This window comes from Gymnodinialimonas mytili (assembly GCF_037544085.1).
GTDB classification, from domain to species: domain Bacteria; phylum Pseudomonadota; class Alphaproteobacteria; order Rhodobacterales; family Rhodobacteraceae; genus Gymnodinialimonas; species Gymnodinialimonas mytili.
In genome coordinates this window covers 41,949-56,827 of sequence record NZ_JBBIFW010000003.1, presented here as the reverse complement: position 1 = coordinate 56,827, position 14,879 = coordinate 41,949, and the positions used below count along the sequence as shown (strand labels likewise).

Here is a 14,879-nt window from a genome sequence, read left to right as displayed (position 1 = left end):
GGCGCGGTCCTTGCCACGCCGATACCGGCATTGGCAAGCTAAGCGGTCTAGCGACATGTCGATGGGCTTGGCGCGGTGGCATTCGCGCGTCACGCACAGCGCTTGCGCCACACCCCTTTGCCGATCAGGCGCCCGTCCAGGATCAGCAGGCCGAGGGCAAGGATGCCGAAGCCAATAAAGGCCGACGGCGCCAGGCGCTCATCGAGGATCAGAGCGCCGAGGACAATCGCTACAGGCGGGATCAGCAGCGTTACGATCATCGCATTGCCCGACCCAGCCATGGCAATCACGCGGTAATAGAGCAGATAGGCCAAGGCGGTGCCGATGACGGCGAAATAGATGATGGCGGCATAGGTGCCGGGCAGCGTCGGGATTTGTGGCGCACCGTCGGCCCAGATGGCGACCGGCAGGATCACCACCGACGCGCCGGTCAGCATCCCCGCCGCCGAGACCTGCGGGCTGAGCCCGGCCATGGTCTTGCGCGCCCACGACGCCGCCAGCGCATAGGAGATTGTCCCGCCGATCACCGCCAGCTGCGCCAGCGACCGGATATCGAATTGCCGAAAACTGTCGAGCCCGATGGCCACGGCGACACCTAGGAACGCAACCGCCACACCCAGCGCCTTGCGTGGCGTCAGACGTTCGTCGGGGAAGATCGCGGCCGCGACGAGAACCCCGAAGATCGCCGTACCCGCATTGAAGATCGAGGTCAGCCCGGTCTCGATGAATTGCTGTCCCCAGGCCATCAGTGCAAATGGGATGACATTGTTGAGCAGCCCCATCGCCGCGAAGGCGCCCCAAATGCGCCACGAGCCCGGGACCGGCAGGCGTTTGATCAGAACATAGGCCCAGAGGATCAGGCAGGCCCAGACGACCCGGTGGGCCACAAGGGTCAGAAACGGCAATTCATCCAGGCCGATCTTGATGGCCAGAAACGAAGCGCCCCAAATCGCGCCAAGAAGGCCCATCTCAATCCAAGCGCGGGTGCTGACAGATGTTTGCGTCATGTGCCCGGTCTAGGCCGTGCATGTCCGACAATCGACCCGGAACTTGCGGGTCCGCAACAGAAAACCCCGCGCCGGTGAGGACGCGGGGAAAATGGCGCAGCGATTGAGCTATCGTCTAGAACGAATAGCCAACGCGCAGGCCAAAGCTTACGGCATCGTTGTCTTCGAAATCGCCGAAGGATGTGCCATCGGGGAAGGGGTTTGGCGCTTCAGTGGTTGCGTCACCCACAAATGTGTAGTTCACGCCGCCCGTCAGGCGCCACGGACCGGTTTCATACCGAGCACCCAGACCAATCGATGTGCGGCCATCGGTGGGGCCGAGATTGCCCGCAAAACCACCCTGCGACGCCTCGTAGGTGATCGACCCCAGAAGGGCGAGTTCGTCGGTGATGCGACGCGCCCCACCCAACGTGTAGGTCCAGACGTCATCGTCATAATCGACCAGCGCCGAACCGCCAGAGATGTTATCGGCGTAGATTGTCGGCGTGATGTCGAATTCGGTCCATTCGGTCCACCGGATCGAGCCAAACACCAATGTGCCCTCGGCGACGCCACTCTGCGCCTCCAACAGCACTTGCTGCGGGATGGTTGTCTCAAATTCGGTGTTGAAGGTACCCGTATTGTCGGTTTCGACCGCGTCGAATGTGTGCTCTGTCGCGCTGTAGTAGGTCAGTGCTACGCGTAGCGCGATGTCGGTGCGCTCATAGGCGGCACCCAGCATATAGCCAAGTTCATAGTCGCTCTCGGCATCCATCTGATATCTGCTCGTCGTGCCAAGACCACCCGACCCATTGAACAGGGCAACTGACCCTTCGGCTTCAACAGCCCGCAGGCCACCATAGATCGAGATGTTGTCGTTCAGGGAATACCGAACCGCCGCGGTGATTGCGCGCGACCGGATCTCGGCCTGGCTGCCCGCGCCAGACCCATAGAGATACCCAGATCCGCCATTGGGCGCATAATCCACGTCTGCGCCGATCGGGCTGTCCACGATCAGTGCGACCGAAACGTCGTCGGACAGCGCATGCACATAGGATAGGCTCGTATAGCTGAAGGATGGCGCGACATCGCCCGAGTCTGACCCGGCAAGCGAGGTGGCGGTTGCGGTTACCAATTGCGTGCCAGACACGTCAGGATTGGTGAATGTATAGCTGAACTCGACATAATTGCCGTCTTCAAACAGGATCGCGGGGCTTTGAGCCTGGCGCTCAACGCCGCCCGCGGTTGCAAGTGATGTTGTCGTAAGTAGTGCCGCGATTGCGGTGCCTGTGATGCGGGTCATGACTACCTCCCCGAGTGCTGTCACGTTGTTCTTCTACACATACAAGGCGCGAAAAGGACCGATCCGGTCAATTCTTCCGCAGCGTAATGGTATTCGCCTGCCGAACCTCGCATGTCATATGTGACCGGAATGTTACACTTATGGTCACACCGGCCCTAAGTCCCGGTGCGACGGCCCGCATTAATCACGTTTATATAGTTGGCGCCCACGATCAGAACGGCGCCGATCAAAACCGCGATTTCCAGCGGTTCGGCATAGAAGGCCATGCCCACCAGCGCGATCGTCGGCAGGCGAATGAAGTCGATCGGCATCACGACGGAGGCGGGCGCCAGCGACAATGCCGTGGTCAGGCAGAAATGCGCGGTCAGCCCGCAAATCCCGATCAGGACCACCCAAGGCCACGAGGCTGCACTTGGCAGCGCCATGTCGCCATCGATCAGGCAGCAGATCAGCCCCATCACCAATTGCATCACCGTCAGCCAGAACAGGATTTGCGTGGTCGATTGATCACGCGTCAGGCGTTTGGTTAAGATCGCCGTGGCCGCAAAACAAATCGCCGAGGCGCCAGCGGCCATCATGCCCGGCGTGATCGGTGCCGTGCCGGGGCGGACGACGATCAGGATCCCGACGAACCCGATCAGGCCGGCGATCAGTTTCACACGCGTCAGTTTCTCACCCAAAAACAGGGCGGCCAGGATCATCACCCACAGCGGCGAGGTGAACTCCAGCGCAAAGACCTGTGCCAGAGGGATCACACTGACGGCCCAGAACCACAGGTTTTGGCCGGTGAAATGGCAGATATTGCGCGCCAGATGCTCCGGCAGCCTCTCGCGTCGCACCTGGCCCAGGGTACCGGCCAGTTTCGCGACACTGATCAGGATCACCATGCCCACCATCGAGCGGTAGGTCATCAATTCGAACGTATCCAGTTCGACACTGACCTCGCGCCCGGCCACGGCCATGGCGCTGAACGACACGACGGCGCCCATCATCCACATCGCCGCGCGCAGGATTGCGGCGCGGGGCACAGTGCCCGCCAGTGGGTTGGGTTGAGGTGTGTCGGCCATGCCACTACTTGTGGGAAAGCCGCGGCCCAATTCCAGCGAAATCGTCCTGTATACTGCGCCGCATATGAAAAGGGCCCCGATGCGACGATGCGGGGCCCTTTTGTTTTAGGATGACTGCGCGACTTAGAAGCGGAGGCCCGCGCCGATGGTCACCGTATTGATCGTCTGGTCCAGGTCCTGGCCACCACTGTCGCCGCTGAGCTCGCGCGCCGTGAAGTCGGCCCGCAGGAACAGGTTCTCGGACACGTTATATTCTGCGCCCAGACCCAGATTGTAGCCGGTCAGGTCAATCGAGGTAACGCCGCTTTCATATTCCGAGAAAGACACACCCGCCGCGCCATAGAACATCACGTCACCCGCTGCATAGCCGATGCGGGCGCGCAGATCGGCGACATAGGGGATCTCATAATCATCGCCCGCGCCGATTTCGTTCAAGTGCAGATACCGCGCCTCGCCGCCATAGACCATCGCGCCGTTTTGCACATTGTAGCCGCCGAAGATGCCCCAGGCCGTCCCGTTATCGTAATCCAGATCCAGCGTGGTGGTCGTCGCGCCCGGAACGGATTGGGTCAATTCGCCATCGCCAAAGACATGGCCGAATTCGAGCCCGACATAGGGCCCCTCAAACGGTTCATCGACTGCGACCACAACCGGCGGAGGTGGCGGCGGCGCATCGATGGGGCCTGCAAAGGCAGCGGAGGGGCTGAGAAGGACGGCGATTGCAATGAAAGCGCGCGACATGAAAAACTCCGAAATCGGATGGTTGATAATGCGATGACATTACCGTGATTACCCGCGATACGCCCAGTGAAATATGGGGATATGGTGGTTTTCCTTACATCTGGCGCTGGGAACGGGTCATAGACCTTTGGCCTTTGCCGCATCCCAAAGCGTGTCCATTTCCGCCAGATCGCTTTGTTCGGGTGAGGAGCCCATCTTGCCAAGTTGCTGTTCAATGTAGCGAAACCGCCGGACGAATTTGGCATTGGCCTGGCGCAGCGCAACCTCGGGGTCGACCTTCAGATGGCGCGCCAGATTGGCGACGACGAAAAGCAAGTCGCCGACCTCTTCACTGAGCTTCTCTGCATCTCCGCTATCGCGGGCCTCGGCCACTTCGCGGGCCTCTTCGCTCAGCTTTTCCAGCACGAAGGCGATGTCGGGCCAGTCAAATCCCACCCGCGCAGCGCGTTTTTGCAGCTTTTCGGCCCGCATCAGGGCGGGCAGGCCCAGGGCAACATCGTCCAGAACACCGCCGCGGGCCTTGGCCGCGCGCTCTGCGGCCTTCACGCTTTCCCAATCCGCCACCTGCTGATCGGCGGTCTTGGCGTTGGATTCATCGCCGAAGACATGGGGGTGGCGCGCGATCATCTTGTCGCCAATGGCGCGGGCGACATCGTCGAAATCGAAGAGATCCGCATCCTGGGCCATTTGCGCGTGAAAAACGGACTGAAACAAAAGATCGCCCAACTCGCCCTTCAACTCATCCCAATCCTGGCGCTCGATCGCGTCGGCGACCTCATAGGCCTCTTCGATCGTGTAGGGGGCGATGGTGGCAAAGGTCTGTTCCACATCCCAGGGGCAACCGGTCTCGGGGTCGCGCAGGCGGGCCATGATGGCGCGCAGGCGGTGCATCGGGTCGTTTGGCAGATCATCCATGGCCAAGACATGCCGAGCCCGCACCGCCCGCGCAAGTGGATTGCACAATGCAGGGCTTTATGGCGGGATGGGGAGGTCCCCCAAGGAGGTTTCCATGCCCGTCATCAACTCCATCGCTGCCTATGCCGACGATATGACGGCGTGGCGGCGGCATCTGCATGCCCATCCCGAACTTGGGTTCGATTGTCACAACACCGCGGCCTTCATCACCGCGCGGCTGCGCGAATTCGGCATCACCGACATCCATGACGGGATCGCGACCACCGGGATCGTGGCGATGATCGAGGGCGATGGCGACGGTCCGACCATCGGTTTGCGCGCCGATATGGATGCGTTGCCGATTGTCGAACAAACCGGGGCCGCGCATGCCTCGACCAACGAAGGCAAGATGCATGCTTGTGGCCATGATGGGCATACCACGATGTTGCTGGGGGCAGCGCGCTATCTTGCGGAGACGCGGAATTTCAAGGGTCGCGTCGCGCTGATCTTTCAACCCGCCGAAGAAAGCGCGGGCGGCGCCGGTGTGATGGTCGAGGAAGGTATGATGGAGCGGTTTGGCATCGACCGGGTCTTTGCGCTGCACAATGTGCCCGGTCTGCCTTTGGGGCATGTTTTTACCGCGCCTGGTCCGATCATGGCCGCTGTGGATACGTTCGAGGTTCATATCGAAGGGCAGGGCGGCCATGGCGCCTATCCCCAGGACACGATTGACCCTATCCCCCCCGCGCTCTCCATCGCGCAGGCCTTTCAGACCATCGTGTCGCGCAACCATGCCTCGTCGAACGATCTGGTCGTGTCGGTCACGCAGATCCATGCGGGCACGGTCGACAACGTGATCCCCTCCACGGCCTTTTTGAACGGCACCATCCGCACCTTTGATCCGGAGGTGCAGGATATGGTCCGCCGCCGCATGGGCGAGATCGTGGCGGGGCAGGCGGCCAGTTTCGGGGTCACGGCGCGGCTTGACTACATCACCGGTTATCCGGCAACGGTGAACGAGCCTGGCCAAACCGCCTTTGCCGCCGATGTGGCGCGCGATGTCGTGGGCGCCGAGCGCGTCGATACCGAGGCCGGACGCCAGATGGGGGCCGAGGACTTCGCCTATATGCTGCAGGCCCGCCCCGGGGCCTACATGTTCCTTGGGGCGGGAGAGGGTGCGGGGCTTCACCATCCGGCCTTTGACTTCAATGATGAGATTGCACCGATTGGCGCGAGCATCCTTGCGCGATTGGCAGAGCATGCTCAGCCCGCCTGACCGTTTTTCCTGAGATACGGGAACCAACACAGCCATCCGGTGTTTGTCACCTGACATACGGGGCGGCGAAGGGTTTGCAGGGCGCATGATCGGAAAATGGGTTTGGCTGCTGCGCGGCGCACTTCGCAAGCTGTGGTTGCGCGTGGCGGCCTTCGCCATCCTCGCCATCGTGGCCGCAATCGCGGCTCCGCTTCTGTCGCCCCTGGTGCCTGACGCCTGGAGCGAGGCCCTGGGCGGTGATGCGGTCGACCAGGTGCTCACGATCCTGGCCACATCGATGCTGGCGGTCACGACATTCTCGCTGTCGATTGCGGTCAACGCCTATACCGCTGCCGCGCAGACCGCCACGCCCCGCGCTGTGGCGCTGTTGCAAAGCGATAAAATCACCCAGACGACGCTGGCCACGTTCCTGGGTGCTTTCGTCTATGCGCTGGTGGCGATTATCGGCATAAATGCCGGGTATTACGCCGAGGGCGAGCGCGCGGTGCTGTTTCTATCGACTGTCATGGTGGCCAGTTTCGTTGTCTTGGCCATGTTGCGATGGATCGACTATCTGCAGGATTTCGGACGGCTCAACAATACGTTGGACCGCGTGGAGGTGGCGGCGCGCAACGCGCTGCTCACCCGATTGGACGTTCCGTATCTGGGCGGTCAGCCCTTCAACGGAGAGGTGCCGTCCGGGGCGTGGTCGGTACGTATCGAGGCCACCGGACATATCCAGCATATCGACATGCAAAGCTTGCAAGACTGGGCTGAGACGAATGACGCGCAATTATGGCTACCCGTATTGCCCGGCGATTTCGTGCATCCCGGGTCGTGTTTTGCCTATGGCATTGGCGCGGAACCCGACGAGAAGGGTGTTACCGCGCTCCAGAATGCAGTGACGGTCGACCGGCAACGCAGTTTTGACCAAGATCCGCGTTTTGGAATGGTGGTACTGTCGGAAATTGCCTCGCGCGCGCTGTCCCCCGGCGTGAATGACCCCGGCACGGCGGTTGATGTGCTGGAACGGCAATTGGCTGTCCTATCCAAATGGCACGAACGCAAGACGCCTGAGATCCATTGCGACCGGGTCCGGGTCGGCTCCGTTGAGCCGTCTGAAATGCTGAACCTCGCCTTTCGGCCGATCCTGCGGGATGGCATCGGGCAGGTTGAGGTGCTCGTGCGGTTGTTGGACGTGCTGGCCGCATTGCAAGATACATCCGCCGAGGTGTTTGGTGAAGCGGCTCAGGCCCTCACGAAGGGCGTGGAGGATGCACTGGCCCAGACCGATCAACTTGACGCGTGGGATCGCCAACAAATCGAAACCGCTTTGCGCGCTTGAACACGGCGCGCAGGCCGGGATGCGCGAACCGGAAGGTCAGGCGCGGCGCGATGTCTTAATGCTCCTCGGCACGCAGGTAGCGCCGCATCCCATAAAGCAGCGGCTCGCCCTCGGGCGCCGTGCGCACGGCCTCGACCGCGCCGATGCAGATATGATGCGTGCCCAGCCGCTCGGCTGAGATCAGGCGGCAATCAAACGCCACCAGCGCCTCGCTCAGATAAGGGGCGCCCGTCACCAGCCTTTGCGGCGTGACTGCGTTGAATTTATCGCCGCCCGGCGCGGGGATCCGCGATGAAAACACGTCTGAAATCTCGGTTTGATCGATATTCAGCACGTTGATGCAGAAACACGCATTGTCCAAGACCAGCGGCAGCGCCGAAGAGGAGGCATTCAAGCAGGTCAGCATGGTGGGGCGATCACCATCGGCGGAAATCGAGGTCATGGCCGAGACCGTTACACCGGCGCGCCCGGCAGGTCCGTCTGTCGTCACCACACTGACCGAGGCGGCTGATTTGCTCATCCCCTCAAGAAACTGGGCCTTCAGCTCTTCGTTCATCTCTACGATTTCCCATGCCTGCTCGCGCGCCGGACTCTTGCCCAGGCGGCTCCGGTGCACAAGATGGATCAATTTCCCCCCATGTCTTGCGTTTTTCCCCGGCTGGCGTAAGCCCAGGCAGATCATTTGCGGAATGCGGGGGGCGCCATGGCACTGGAAGACGCGAAACACGAGGTCGATGTCGCCGTGACGCGCGACGAACTGAAGGGTTTGTCCTTCGAGAATGCGTTTTCGGGCGTGCCGTCGTTTTTGCGGCGGCGCTACACCAAGGATCTGACCGGCGTGGATGTGGTCGTCACGGGTATCGCCTTCGATCAAGCGGTGACGAACCGGCCCGGCGCGCGGCTAGGTCCGCGGGCGATCCGCGAGGCCTCCGCCCTGCAACCCTTCGATCCGCCCTATGGCTGGGACGGCTATTCACCGTTGGAGGCGCTTGCCATCGCCGATTATGGCGATATGGCGTTTGACTATGCGCAGATCTCCGATGTCCCCGCCCGGATCGAAGCGCATATTGCGGGTATCCTCGCGGCTGGGGCGGCTGCGATCAGCCTCGGCGGTGATCATTCCATCACCCTGCCGATCCTGCGCGCCCATGCCGCGAAATATGGGCCATTGGCGTTGATCCAGGTGGATGCCCATACCGATACCTGGCCCGATGATGATCCGTCTCGGATCGATCACGGCACGTTTTGCTACACGGCGGTGAAGGAGGGTCTGATCGATGTCGCGCGATCTTCCCATATCGGGATCCGTACCGTGGTGGACGACAATCTTGGTATTGCGATCCATGATGCCCGTGAGGTGCATGAAACCGGTGCAGCCGCGGTGGCCAAGGCCGTCAGGGCACGCGCCGGAGACGCACCGGTCTATCTGAGCTTTGATATTGATGGTTTAGATCCGGCGTTTGCGCCAGGCACCGGGACGCCGGTTTGGGGTGGTCTGACCAGCGGACAGGCGGCGATCCTGCTGCGGGATTTGGCCGGGATCAATCTTGTCGGAGGTGATGTCGTCGAAGTTTCTCCGCCCTTTGACGTCAGTGGCATTACGGCAGTGGCGGGCGCCCATGTCGCGATGGAGCTGTTATGTCTGTGGGGCTGGACCCGGCGTTAGCTTGGAAAATCCTCGGCCCGGTACCAGCTCAACACGTCCGTCGCGCCCGCCTCGATCAACTGCGCCTTGAGCCCATCGGTCAGCACCCGGCCAAATGCGACGATCACAGCCGATGACGGCACACGGGTATCGCCGCGCAATTGGTTGACCAGAAGCGGCGCGTAGATATCGCATTTGTCGATATCGATCACGACCAATTCCGGCGTGGAATGCGCCACCGCGATCATGGCGTCTCGGGCCGTGTCGACGGACATGCAGCCGCAAAACCGGGCGCGACACATCGCGTCGATCCGCGCGAATTCAGATCCGCTGCAGCCGATCGCCAAGAGGCGCGCGCAAGAAGCATCAATTGGCAAACCGTCACGGTTCGCGGCCTCTTCCCGAGGCCTGTGATCACTCAAAGATTTCCCATCAACGTCAACGACCCGTGTCATCCCGTCCGCCCTTGCATAGGATTGCAATGAAAGGGTCGATTTAGAAGCGGAACGGTGGGTCGTCTATCCCGTGATTCCGGTAGTTGTCTTGGGATATTGAATGATACCCTGACCGACGCCGCGTAACACCGCGCTGGTCCGGTCGGTCACGTCCAGCTTGCTATAGATGTTACGCATATGGGTATCGACCGTATGGGCCGAGATCTGAAGGATACCGGAAATCACCGCATTACTTTTGCCGCGGGCGGCCCAGCCCAGGATCTCAGCCTCGCGTTTCGTCAAAACGGGCGCCTCATCGGGCAGGGGGGTCAGGTCACAGACCCGCAAATGACCCGCCTGAGCCACGCATTGCAGCTCGAAGACTTTGGCGGGCGGAAGCTCGATCCGGTCCACGCCAAATCCCAGGCCCACATAGGCATTTCGCAAGGCCGGGCCAAAGACATAGAAGGCCAAGCCATCCCCAAATTTGGCATCCTCTCTGGCGCGCAAATACCGATTGGCCGCCGGGCTGGAGGTTGGCACCAGGTCGCGAATTTCATGCCAGTAAAAGGGCCGCGCGAGTTTCGAGGCCAGTTCCGGGATCGGGTCGACCAGAACCAGCTTTTCCTCGATATATTTGCAGGTCCACTCCTCGGGATACCCATCCGTGGCGACGGCAACCTGTTCGGCATCGGGTGTCACCAGATGGTAGCTGGCCATTTTGACCCCTTCGCCATGCAGGTAGTCCAGCATGATATGCCAGAGGTCCATTGTTGTTTCGGCGGTTCGTATGCGCTCAAGTGTCGAGGCGAGCTCAACCATTCTGGTGACCTTCAAATACCCGTTTAGCATGCGTCTTTCCGATGTGGCCTGCCGCCATGCCCCACCGGTTTACCTAGCGTCAACCGTAGCATGAAACCCATCTGTGTCATAGTTGTGATACATCGCGCGCATCTCTGGACTGGTTGACGGGCTTGCCGTATCGATAACCCATAAACCCGCTCAAGCCGCCTTGATCCGATGCCCAGACTCCGCCGTTCTTCCGACCGCGAAAGCCGTGCCGTCGCACGCGAGATCTCCTATGCCAATTCCGCATCGACCAAGGGCGGGCGGGCGCTGATCCGGGTGATGGAAAACACAACCGGGCGGCTGGGCCTGATCAAACGCGCGGATGGATATGGTGACGAGGTCCGACAGGGGCGCGATTTTTGGCAGGTAATGGTCGAACGCTACCGGCTGGAGCTTAGGGTTGTCGGCGGCAGCCTAGCCAATATCCCCAATCATGGTCCGGTCGTGCTGATCGCCAATCACCCCTACGGTATCCTCGACGGATTGATGATGGGCCATATCCTGTCGCAGGCCCGTGGCGATTTCCGCATTCTCGCCCATCAGGTGTTTCGCAAGGCCGAAGATCTGAACCGGGTCATTCTGCCGATCAGTTTTGAAGAAACCAAACAGGCCCTGGCGCAAAACCTGGCGACCCGCAAAACCGCTCTGCGCTACCTGGCCGATGGTGGTGCGATTGGTGTGTTTCCGGGCGGCACCGTTTCCACGGCGGCAAAACCATTCGGACGCCCGATGGATCCGGTCTGGCGCAGTTTTACGGCGCGGATGATCGCAAAATCCGAGGCCACGGTGGTGCCGATCTTCTTTGATGGGCACAATAGCCGCCTGTTCCAACTGATGAGCCATCTGCATTACACGCTGCGGATGGGCCTTCTGATCAAGGAGTTCAAAGCGCGCACGGATTCTCCGGTTGAGGTGGTCATCGGCGATCCCATTACCCGGGCGGATTTGGACCCATACGCCTCGGATGCCAAAAAGCTAATGGAGTTCCTCAGGGAAACCACCTATGCGCTAAGCCCCCGGCCCATCGATCCTCGCGCGCGGGGTTTCGAGTTTGAAGACAAGCATCGCGGCGCGGATGAGAAATCGGCCAAGATGAAGCTGAAGGAGCGCTATTGATGGCGGTGGGCATTTTTGACAGCGGCTTGGGCGGATTGACGGTGTTGGACGCGGTGACCAAGCGGTTGCCGGATCTGCCGCTGATCTATCTGGGCGACAATGCGCATACGCCCTACGGCACGCGTGAGCCCGATGACATCTACAATCTGACCACCGCGGGCGTGCAGACGCTGTTCGACCGCGGCTGCGATCTGGTGATCCTGGCCTGCAACACGGCCTCGGCGGCGGCGTTGCGGCGGATGCAAGAGGGCTGGGTGCCCGAGGGCAAGCGCGTCTTGGGCGTGTTCGTGCCGCTGATCGAGGCGCTGACCGAACGCCAATGGGGGGACAATTCGCCGCCGCGCGAGGTTGAGGTGCGCGATGTGGCACTGTTTGCGACGCCCGCGACCGTCTCAAGCCGAGCGTTTCAGCGCGAACTGGCGTTCCGCGCCATCGGTGTCGATGTGGAGGCGCAGCCCTGCGGCGGCGTGGTCGATGCGATCGAAGAGGGCGATATGATCCTGGCCGAGGCGTTGGTGCGGTCCCATGTCGATGCGCTGAAGCGTCGGATGCCCAATCCGCAGGCCGCGATTCTGGGCTGCACGCATTACCCGCTGGTGGAAAAGGAGTTTCGCGCCGCCCTCGGCGATGACGTCGCCGTTTACTCCCAGCCCTCGCTGGTGGCCGACAGTCTGGCCGATTACCTAGAGCGCCATTCCGACAAGATCGGCACGGGGCAGGCGGCGTTTCTGACCACGGGCGATCCGAAATCGGTGGAAGCCAAGGCGACGCTGTTTCTTCGGCGGAAAATCTCTTTCGACGCGGTCGATTGAACGGCGCCATTGTGTGGCGGATTGCGGGGCGGCAGGCTCTGCCAAAGTTCTCAGTGCCGGTGATCGATGTTCTACTATATACGACTGGCCGTTCTTGCGGCTCTGCTCACCACTCCGGTGTCGGCCCAGGTGCCGATCCTAGAGGTTCCGCCCGCCGTCCCTGCCACATCTGAGGCCGATCGGTCCGACCCGGCGGCCTGGCAGGCGGCGATGCCCTCCATCGCCATCGCTGCGGCGTTTCTGGCGGAGAAAGAGGAACGCGGCCCCGAAAACGAGCATATCCCGCGGGCCGATAACAGTTACGGCTTTGCTGAGGAGGTGTATTTCTACGTCTCGCTCGACAATGTCGCGCGCGATCCCGTGGCGGAAGCCGATGCCGCCTTCGCCATCGCCTTGCGCGCCCAGGTCCGGGCCGAGGATGGCACCCCGCTGAGCGACTGGCTGGAGGTTCATACCTATACCGGCACCATGAGCATGCCCCCCGATCACCCGGAATATTATCAAAACTGGGTGACCGGTGGGCTTGGGCCGGAAGTCCCGCCGGGGCGCTATCAGCTGGCCCTGGAATTCACCGATATGTCGCGGGCAGAGAATGCGTCACGCGCACCGGTCGAAGTCGTTTTCGATCTGTTATACCCCGATCAATAAGCTTGATTTGAAAGGCCTCGCGATTTGCCGTAGACGGCGCGGACCACGTTTTGGAAAGCCGTAGCCATGACCAAGAAAATCGCGATCCTCGGGGCCTCTGGGTATACGGGCGCAGAGCTCTGCCGACTTATCCACAGCCATCCACAGATGGAAATCGTCGCATTGACGGGGGATCGGAAGGCCGGTCAGCCCATGGCGGCAGTCTATCCGTTCCTGCGTGGGGCGGGGCTACCGGATTTGCAGCGCATCGAGGATGTGGATTTCTCTGGGGTTGATTTGGCATTTTGTGCACTGCCCCATGCGACATCGCAAAGCGTTATCAAGAGCTTGCCCGAGAATCTTAAGATTGTGGACTTGTCCGCCGATTTTCGGCTGCGCGATCCCGCAGAATATCAGAAATGGTACGGCAAACCCCATGACGCGCCGGAGCTTCAGGCGGAGGCGGTCTATGGTCTGACCGAGTTTTATCGTGGGGATATCTCCGCGGCGCGGCTGGTGGCCGGGACAGGATGCAATGCGGCGACGGGCCAATATGCGCTGCGCCCGCTGATCGCCGAGGGTGTGGTGGATCTGGACGATATCATCCTCGATCTGATCTGCGGTGTGTCAGGGGCGGGGCGGAGCCTTAAGGAACACATGCTGCATGCCGAGTTGAGCGAAGGCACCAATGCCTACGCGCTTGGCGGCACCCATCGGCATCTGGGCGAGTTCGATCAGGAATTCTCCGCCGTGGCCGGACGTCCGGTCAAGGTGCAGTTCACCCCGCATCTGGCACCATTCAACCGCGGGATCCTGGCGACTGTCTATGTCAAGGGAGACGCTGATAGGATTCACCAGGTCTTAGCTGCGGCGTATGATCACGAAGCGTTCATCGAGGTGCTGCCGATGGGTCAAGCCCCCTCGACACATGACGTCAGAGGCACCAATTATTGTCACATCGGTGTGGTGGGTGATCGCCGCCCGGGCCGGACCCAGGTGGTCGCGGCATTGGACAATTTGTGCAAAGGCTCTTCCGGGCAGGCGATCCAAAACGCCAACCTCATGCTGGGCCTGCCGGAAGAGAGCGGGTTGATGGCCATGGGCGTCTTCCCGTAACGGAGGACACGCGATGCGCGGGTTGAAGAAGCAGCGGCGGATCCAAATCGTGGTGGTGGCGATGGTCGCCTTGGCGGCCTCATCGGCCTTGATCGGGTTTGCCCTGCGCGACGGGATCAACTTCTTTCGGCCCCCCGCCGAGATCGCCGAAAGCCCGCCGCCACCGACGGAAGTGTTCCGTATCGGCGGGTTGGTGGAAGACGGCACCCTGGTGCGCGGGCAGGGGGAAACGATCACCTTCAACGTGACCGACGGCGCGGCCTCGATCCCCGTGACATATACGGGCGTGCTCCCGGATCTGTTTGGCGAGGGCGAAGGCATGGTCGGGACCGGGCGTCTGATCGACGGCGTCTTCCAGGCCACCGAAATCCTCGCCCGCCACGACGAAACCTATATGCCTGCCGAAGTCATCGAGGCGCTGGAAGAACAAGGCGTCTACCGCGACCCAAACGAAAGCTAGCGCTCCCGCAGCAGACACGAAAGCAGAGCTTTCGGTCGTGCTTTTGGACCCGGCGCGCCGTCGCCTTCGGCGCTGTCGGCGCGGGACGTTGCACCCGGAATGGCGAATGGCGTCAATTTTGGCAGGCGCTTTTTTTCGGGTATTTTGGGCCAATGGAAGGGGGGCACCGCGCGCTGCCCCATCCGTTTTTAAGCTTTGATTAACCTTGCCATGGTGATTTCGGGTTTCC

16 protein-coding genes and 1 pseudogene are annotated in these 14,879 nt (G+C 61.3%); 8 read left to right on the top strand and 9 right to left on the bottom strand.

Annotation, left to right across the window (positions count from 1 at the left end):
• Nucleotides 1-89 precede the first annotated feature (89 nt).
• The 6 genes and pseudogenes from V8J82_RS14490 to mazG form a co-directional block, all read right to left on the bottom strand.
• On the bottom strand, nucleotides 90-1,007 hold the full coding sequence (locus tag V8J82_RS14490) for a DMT family transporter (protein WP_339976109.1): 918 nt from the start codon (nucleotides 1,005-1,007) through the stop codon (nucleotides 90-92).
• A 115-nt stretch (nucleotides 1,008-1,122) separates the two neighbouring features.
• On the bottom strand, nucleotides 1,123-2,289 hold the full coding sequence (locus V8J82_RS14485; RefSeq protein ID WP_339976108.1) for an OmpP1/FadL family transporter: 1,167 nt from the start codon (nucleotides 2,287-2,289) through the stop codon (nucleotides 1,123-1,125).
• Nucleotides 2,290-2,444: 155 nt separating this feature from the next.
• Complete coding sequence (locus V8J82_RS23705) at nucleotides 2,445-2,864, bottom strand: DMT family transporter (protein ID WP_439650079.1); 420 nt, start codon at nucleotides 2,862-2,864, stop codon at nucleotides 2,445-2,447.
• A 45-nt stretch (nucleotides 2,865-2,909) separates the two neighbouring features.
• Nucleotides 2,910-3,281, bottom strand: a pseudogene (locus V8J82_RS23700) (DMT family transporter); the annotation flags it as partial.
• A 198-nt stretch (nucleotides 3,282-3,479) separates the two neighbouring features.
• Nucleotides 3,480-4,097: an outer membrane protein gene (locus V8J82_RS14475; RefSeq protein WP_339976106.1), complete on the bottom strand. Its 618-nt coding sequence runs from the start codon at nucleotides 4,095-4,097 to the stop codon at nucleotides 3,480-3,482.
• Nucleotides 4,098-4,214: 117 nt separating this feature from the next.
• Nucleotides 4,215-5,012, bottom strand: a complete 798-nt coding sequence (gene mazG, locus V8J82_RS14470; RefSeq protein WP_339976105.1) for a nucleoside triphosphate pyrophosphohydrolase — start codon at nucleotides 5,010-5,012, stop codon at nucleotides 4,215-4,217.
• A gap of 94 nt (nucleotides 5,013-5,106) precedes the next feature.
• Between mazG and V8J82_RS14465 the strand changes: the two genes are divergently transcribed.
• Both V8J82_RS14465 and V8J82_RS14460 read left to right on the top strand, forming a co-directional pair.
• Nucleotides 5,107-6,267, top strand: coding sequence for a M20 aminoacylase family protein (locus tag V8J82_RS14465; protein ID WP_339976104.1), 1,161 nt, complete (start codon nucleotides 5,107-5,109; stop codon nucleotides 6,265-6,267).
• An 85-nt stretch (nucleotides 6,268-6,352) separates the two neighbouring features.
• Nucleotides 6,353-7,591: a DUF2254 domain-containing protein gene (locus V8J82_RS14460; protein ID WP_339976103.1), complete on the top strand. Its 1,239-nt coding sequence runs from the start codon at nucleotides 6,353-6,355 to the stop codon at nucleotides 7,589-7,591.
• Nucleotides 7,592-7,646: 55 nt separating this feature from the next.
• Here V8J82_RS14460 and V8J82_RS14455 read toward each other — a convergent pair whose 3' ends face one another.
• The gene (locus V8J82_RS14455; protein WP_339976102.1) at nucleotides 7,647-8,207 is read right to left on the bottom strand and encodes a flavin reductase family protein; all 561 of its coding nucleotides are present in this window, start codon (nucleotides 8,205-8,207) and stop codon (nucleotides 7,647-7,649) included.
• A gap of 87 nt (nucleotides 8,208-8,294) precedes the next feature.
• Between V8J82_RS14455 and speB the strand changes: the two genes are divergently transcribed.
• Nucleotides 8,295-9,257 carry an agmatinase gene (gene speB / locus V8J82_RS14450; RefSeq protein ID WP_339976101.1) on the top strand — a complete coding sequence of 321 codons (963 nt, stop codon included), beginning with the start codon at nucleotides 8,295-8,297 and terminating at the stop codon, nucleotides 9,255-9,257.
• On the opposite strand, the gene V8J82_RS14445 is transcribed toward speB, so the two are convergent.
• The gene (locus tag V8J82_RS14445) at nucleotides 9,254-9,511 is read right to left on the bottom strand and encodes a hypothetical protein (RefSeq protein ID WP_339976100.1); all 258 of its coding nucleotides are present in this window, start codon (nucleotides 9,509-9,511) and stop codon (nucleotides 9,254-9,256) included. The genes speB and V8J82_RS14445 overlap by 4 nt on opposite strands.
• A 243-nt stretch (nucleotides 9,512-9,754) precedes the next feature.
• Nucleotides 9,755-10,492, bottom strand: a complete 738-nt coding sequence (locus V8J82_RS14440; RefSeq protein WP_339976099.1) for a helix-turn-helix transcriptional regulator — start codon at nucleotides 10,490-10,492, stop codon at nucleotides 9,755-9,757.
• Between the two features lie 198 nt (nucleotides 10,493-10,690).
• Between V8J82_RS14440 and V8J82_RS14435 the strand changes: the two genes are divergently transcribed.
• The 5 genes from V8J82_RS14435 to ccmE all read left to right on the top strand — a co-directional run bounded on the left by V8J82_RS14435 (nucleotide 10,691) and on the right by ccmE (nucleotide 14,650).
• Nucleotides 10,691-11,635 carry a lysophospholipid acyltransferase family protein gene (locus V8J82_RS14435; protein ID WP_339976098.1) on the top strand — a complete coding sequence of 315 codons (945 nt, stop codon included), beginning with the start codon at nucleotides 10,691-10,693 and terminating at the stop codon, nucleotides 11,633-11,635.
• Complete coding sequence (locus tag V8J82_RS14430) at nucleotides 11,635-12,447, top strand: glutamate racemase (protein WP_339976097.1); 813 nt, start codon at nucleotides 11,635-11,637, stop codon at nucleotides 12,445-12,447. The genes V8J82_RS14435 and V8J82_RS14430 overlap by 1 nt, the downstream gene beginning before the upstream one ends.
• A 66-nt stretch (nucleotides 12,448-12,513) precedes the next feature.
• Nucleotides 12,514-13,095, top strand: a complete 582-nt coding sequence (locus tag V8J82_RS14425) for a hypothetical protein (protein ID WP_339976096.1) — start codon at nucleotides 12,514-12,516, stop codon at nucleotides 13,093-13,095.
• A 66-nt stretch (nucleotides 13,096-13,161) separates the two neighbouring features.
• Nucleotides 13,162-14,190: an N-acetyl-gamma-glutamyl-phosphate reductase gene (argC, locus tag V8J82_RS14420; protein ID WP_339976095.1), complete on the top strand. Its 1,029-nt coding sequence runs from the start codon at nucleotides 13,162-13,164 to the stop codon at nucleotides 14,188-14,190.
• A gap of 13 nt (nucleotides 14,191-14,203) precedes the next feature.
• The gene (gene ccmE / locus V8J82_RS14415; protein WP_339976094.1) at nucleotides 14,204-14,650 is read left to right on the top strand and encodes a cytochrome c maturation protein CcmE; all 447 of its coding nucleotides are present in this window, start codon (nucleotides 14,204-14,206) and stop codon (nucleotides 14,648-14,650) included.
• Nucleotides 14,651-14,879: the final 229 nt, after the last annotated feature.

Excerpts from the sequence above, each read along its gene's own strand:
- V8J82_RS14435 (WP_339976098.1), top strand. The coding sequence starts at position 10,691 with ATGCCCAGACTCCGCCGTTCTTCCGACCGCGAAAGCCGTGCCGTCGCA.
- V8J82_RS14425 (WP_339976096.1), top strand. The coding sequence starts at position 12,514 with ATGTTCTACTATATACGACTGGCCGTTCTTGCGGCTCTGCTCACCACT.
- mazG (WP_339976105.1), bottom strand. The coding sequence starts at position 5,012 with ATGGATGATCTGCCAAACGACCCGATGCACCGCCTGCGCGCCATCATG.
- V8J82_RS14440 (WP_339976099.1), bottom strand. The coding sequence starts at position 10,492 with ATGGTTGAGCTCGCCTCGACACTTGAGCGCATACGAACCGCCGAAACA.
- V8J82_RS14465 (WP_339976104.1), top strand. The coding sequence starts at position 5,107 with ATGCCCGTCATCAACTCCATCGCTGCCTATGCCGACGATATGACGGCG.
- V8J82_RS14490 (WP_339976109.1), bottom strand. The coding sequence starts at position 1,007 with ATGACGCAAACATCTGTCAGCACCCGCGCTTGGATTGAGATGGGCCTT.
- V8J82_RS14485 (WP_339976108.1), bottom strand. The coding sequence starts at position 2,289 with ATGACCCGCATCACAGGCACCGCAATCGCGGCACTACTTACGACAACA.
- ccmE (WP_339976094.1), top strand. The coding sequence starts at position 14,204 with ATGCGCGGGTTGAAGAAGCAGCGGCGGATCCAAATCGTGGTGGTGGCG.
- V8J82_RS23705 (WP_439650079.1), bottom strand. The coding sequence starts at position 2,864 with ATGGCCGCTGGCGCCTCGGCGATTTGTTTTGCGGCCACGGCGATCTTA.
- V8J82_RS14460 (WP_339976103.1), top strand. The coding sequence starts at position 6,353 with ATGATCGGAAAATGGGTTTGGCTGCTGCGCGGCGCACTTCGCAAGCTG.
- V8J82_RS14475 (WP_339976106.1), bottom strand. The coding sequence starts at position 4,097 with ATGTCGCGCGCTTTCATTGCAATCGCCGTCCTTCTCAGCCCCTCCGCT.
- speB (WP_339976101.1), top strand. The coding sequence starts at position 8,295 with ATGGCACTGGAAGACGCGAAACACGAGGTCGATGTCGCCGTGACGCGC.
- V8J82_RS14430 (WP_339976097.1), top strand. The coding sequence starts at position 11,635 with ATGGCGGTGGGCATTTTTGACAGCGGCTTGGGCGGATTGACGGTGTTG.
- argC (WP_339976095.1), top strand. The coding sequence starts at position 13,162 with ATGACCAAGAAAATCGCGATCCTCGGGGCCTCTGGGTATACGGGCGCA.
- V8J82_RS14445 (WP_339976100.1), bottom strand. The coding sequence starts at position 9,511 with ATGTCCGTCGACACGGCCCGAGACGCCATGATCGCGGTGGCGCATTCC.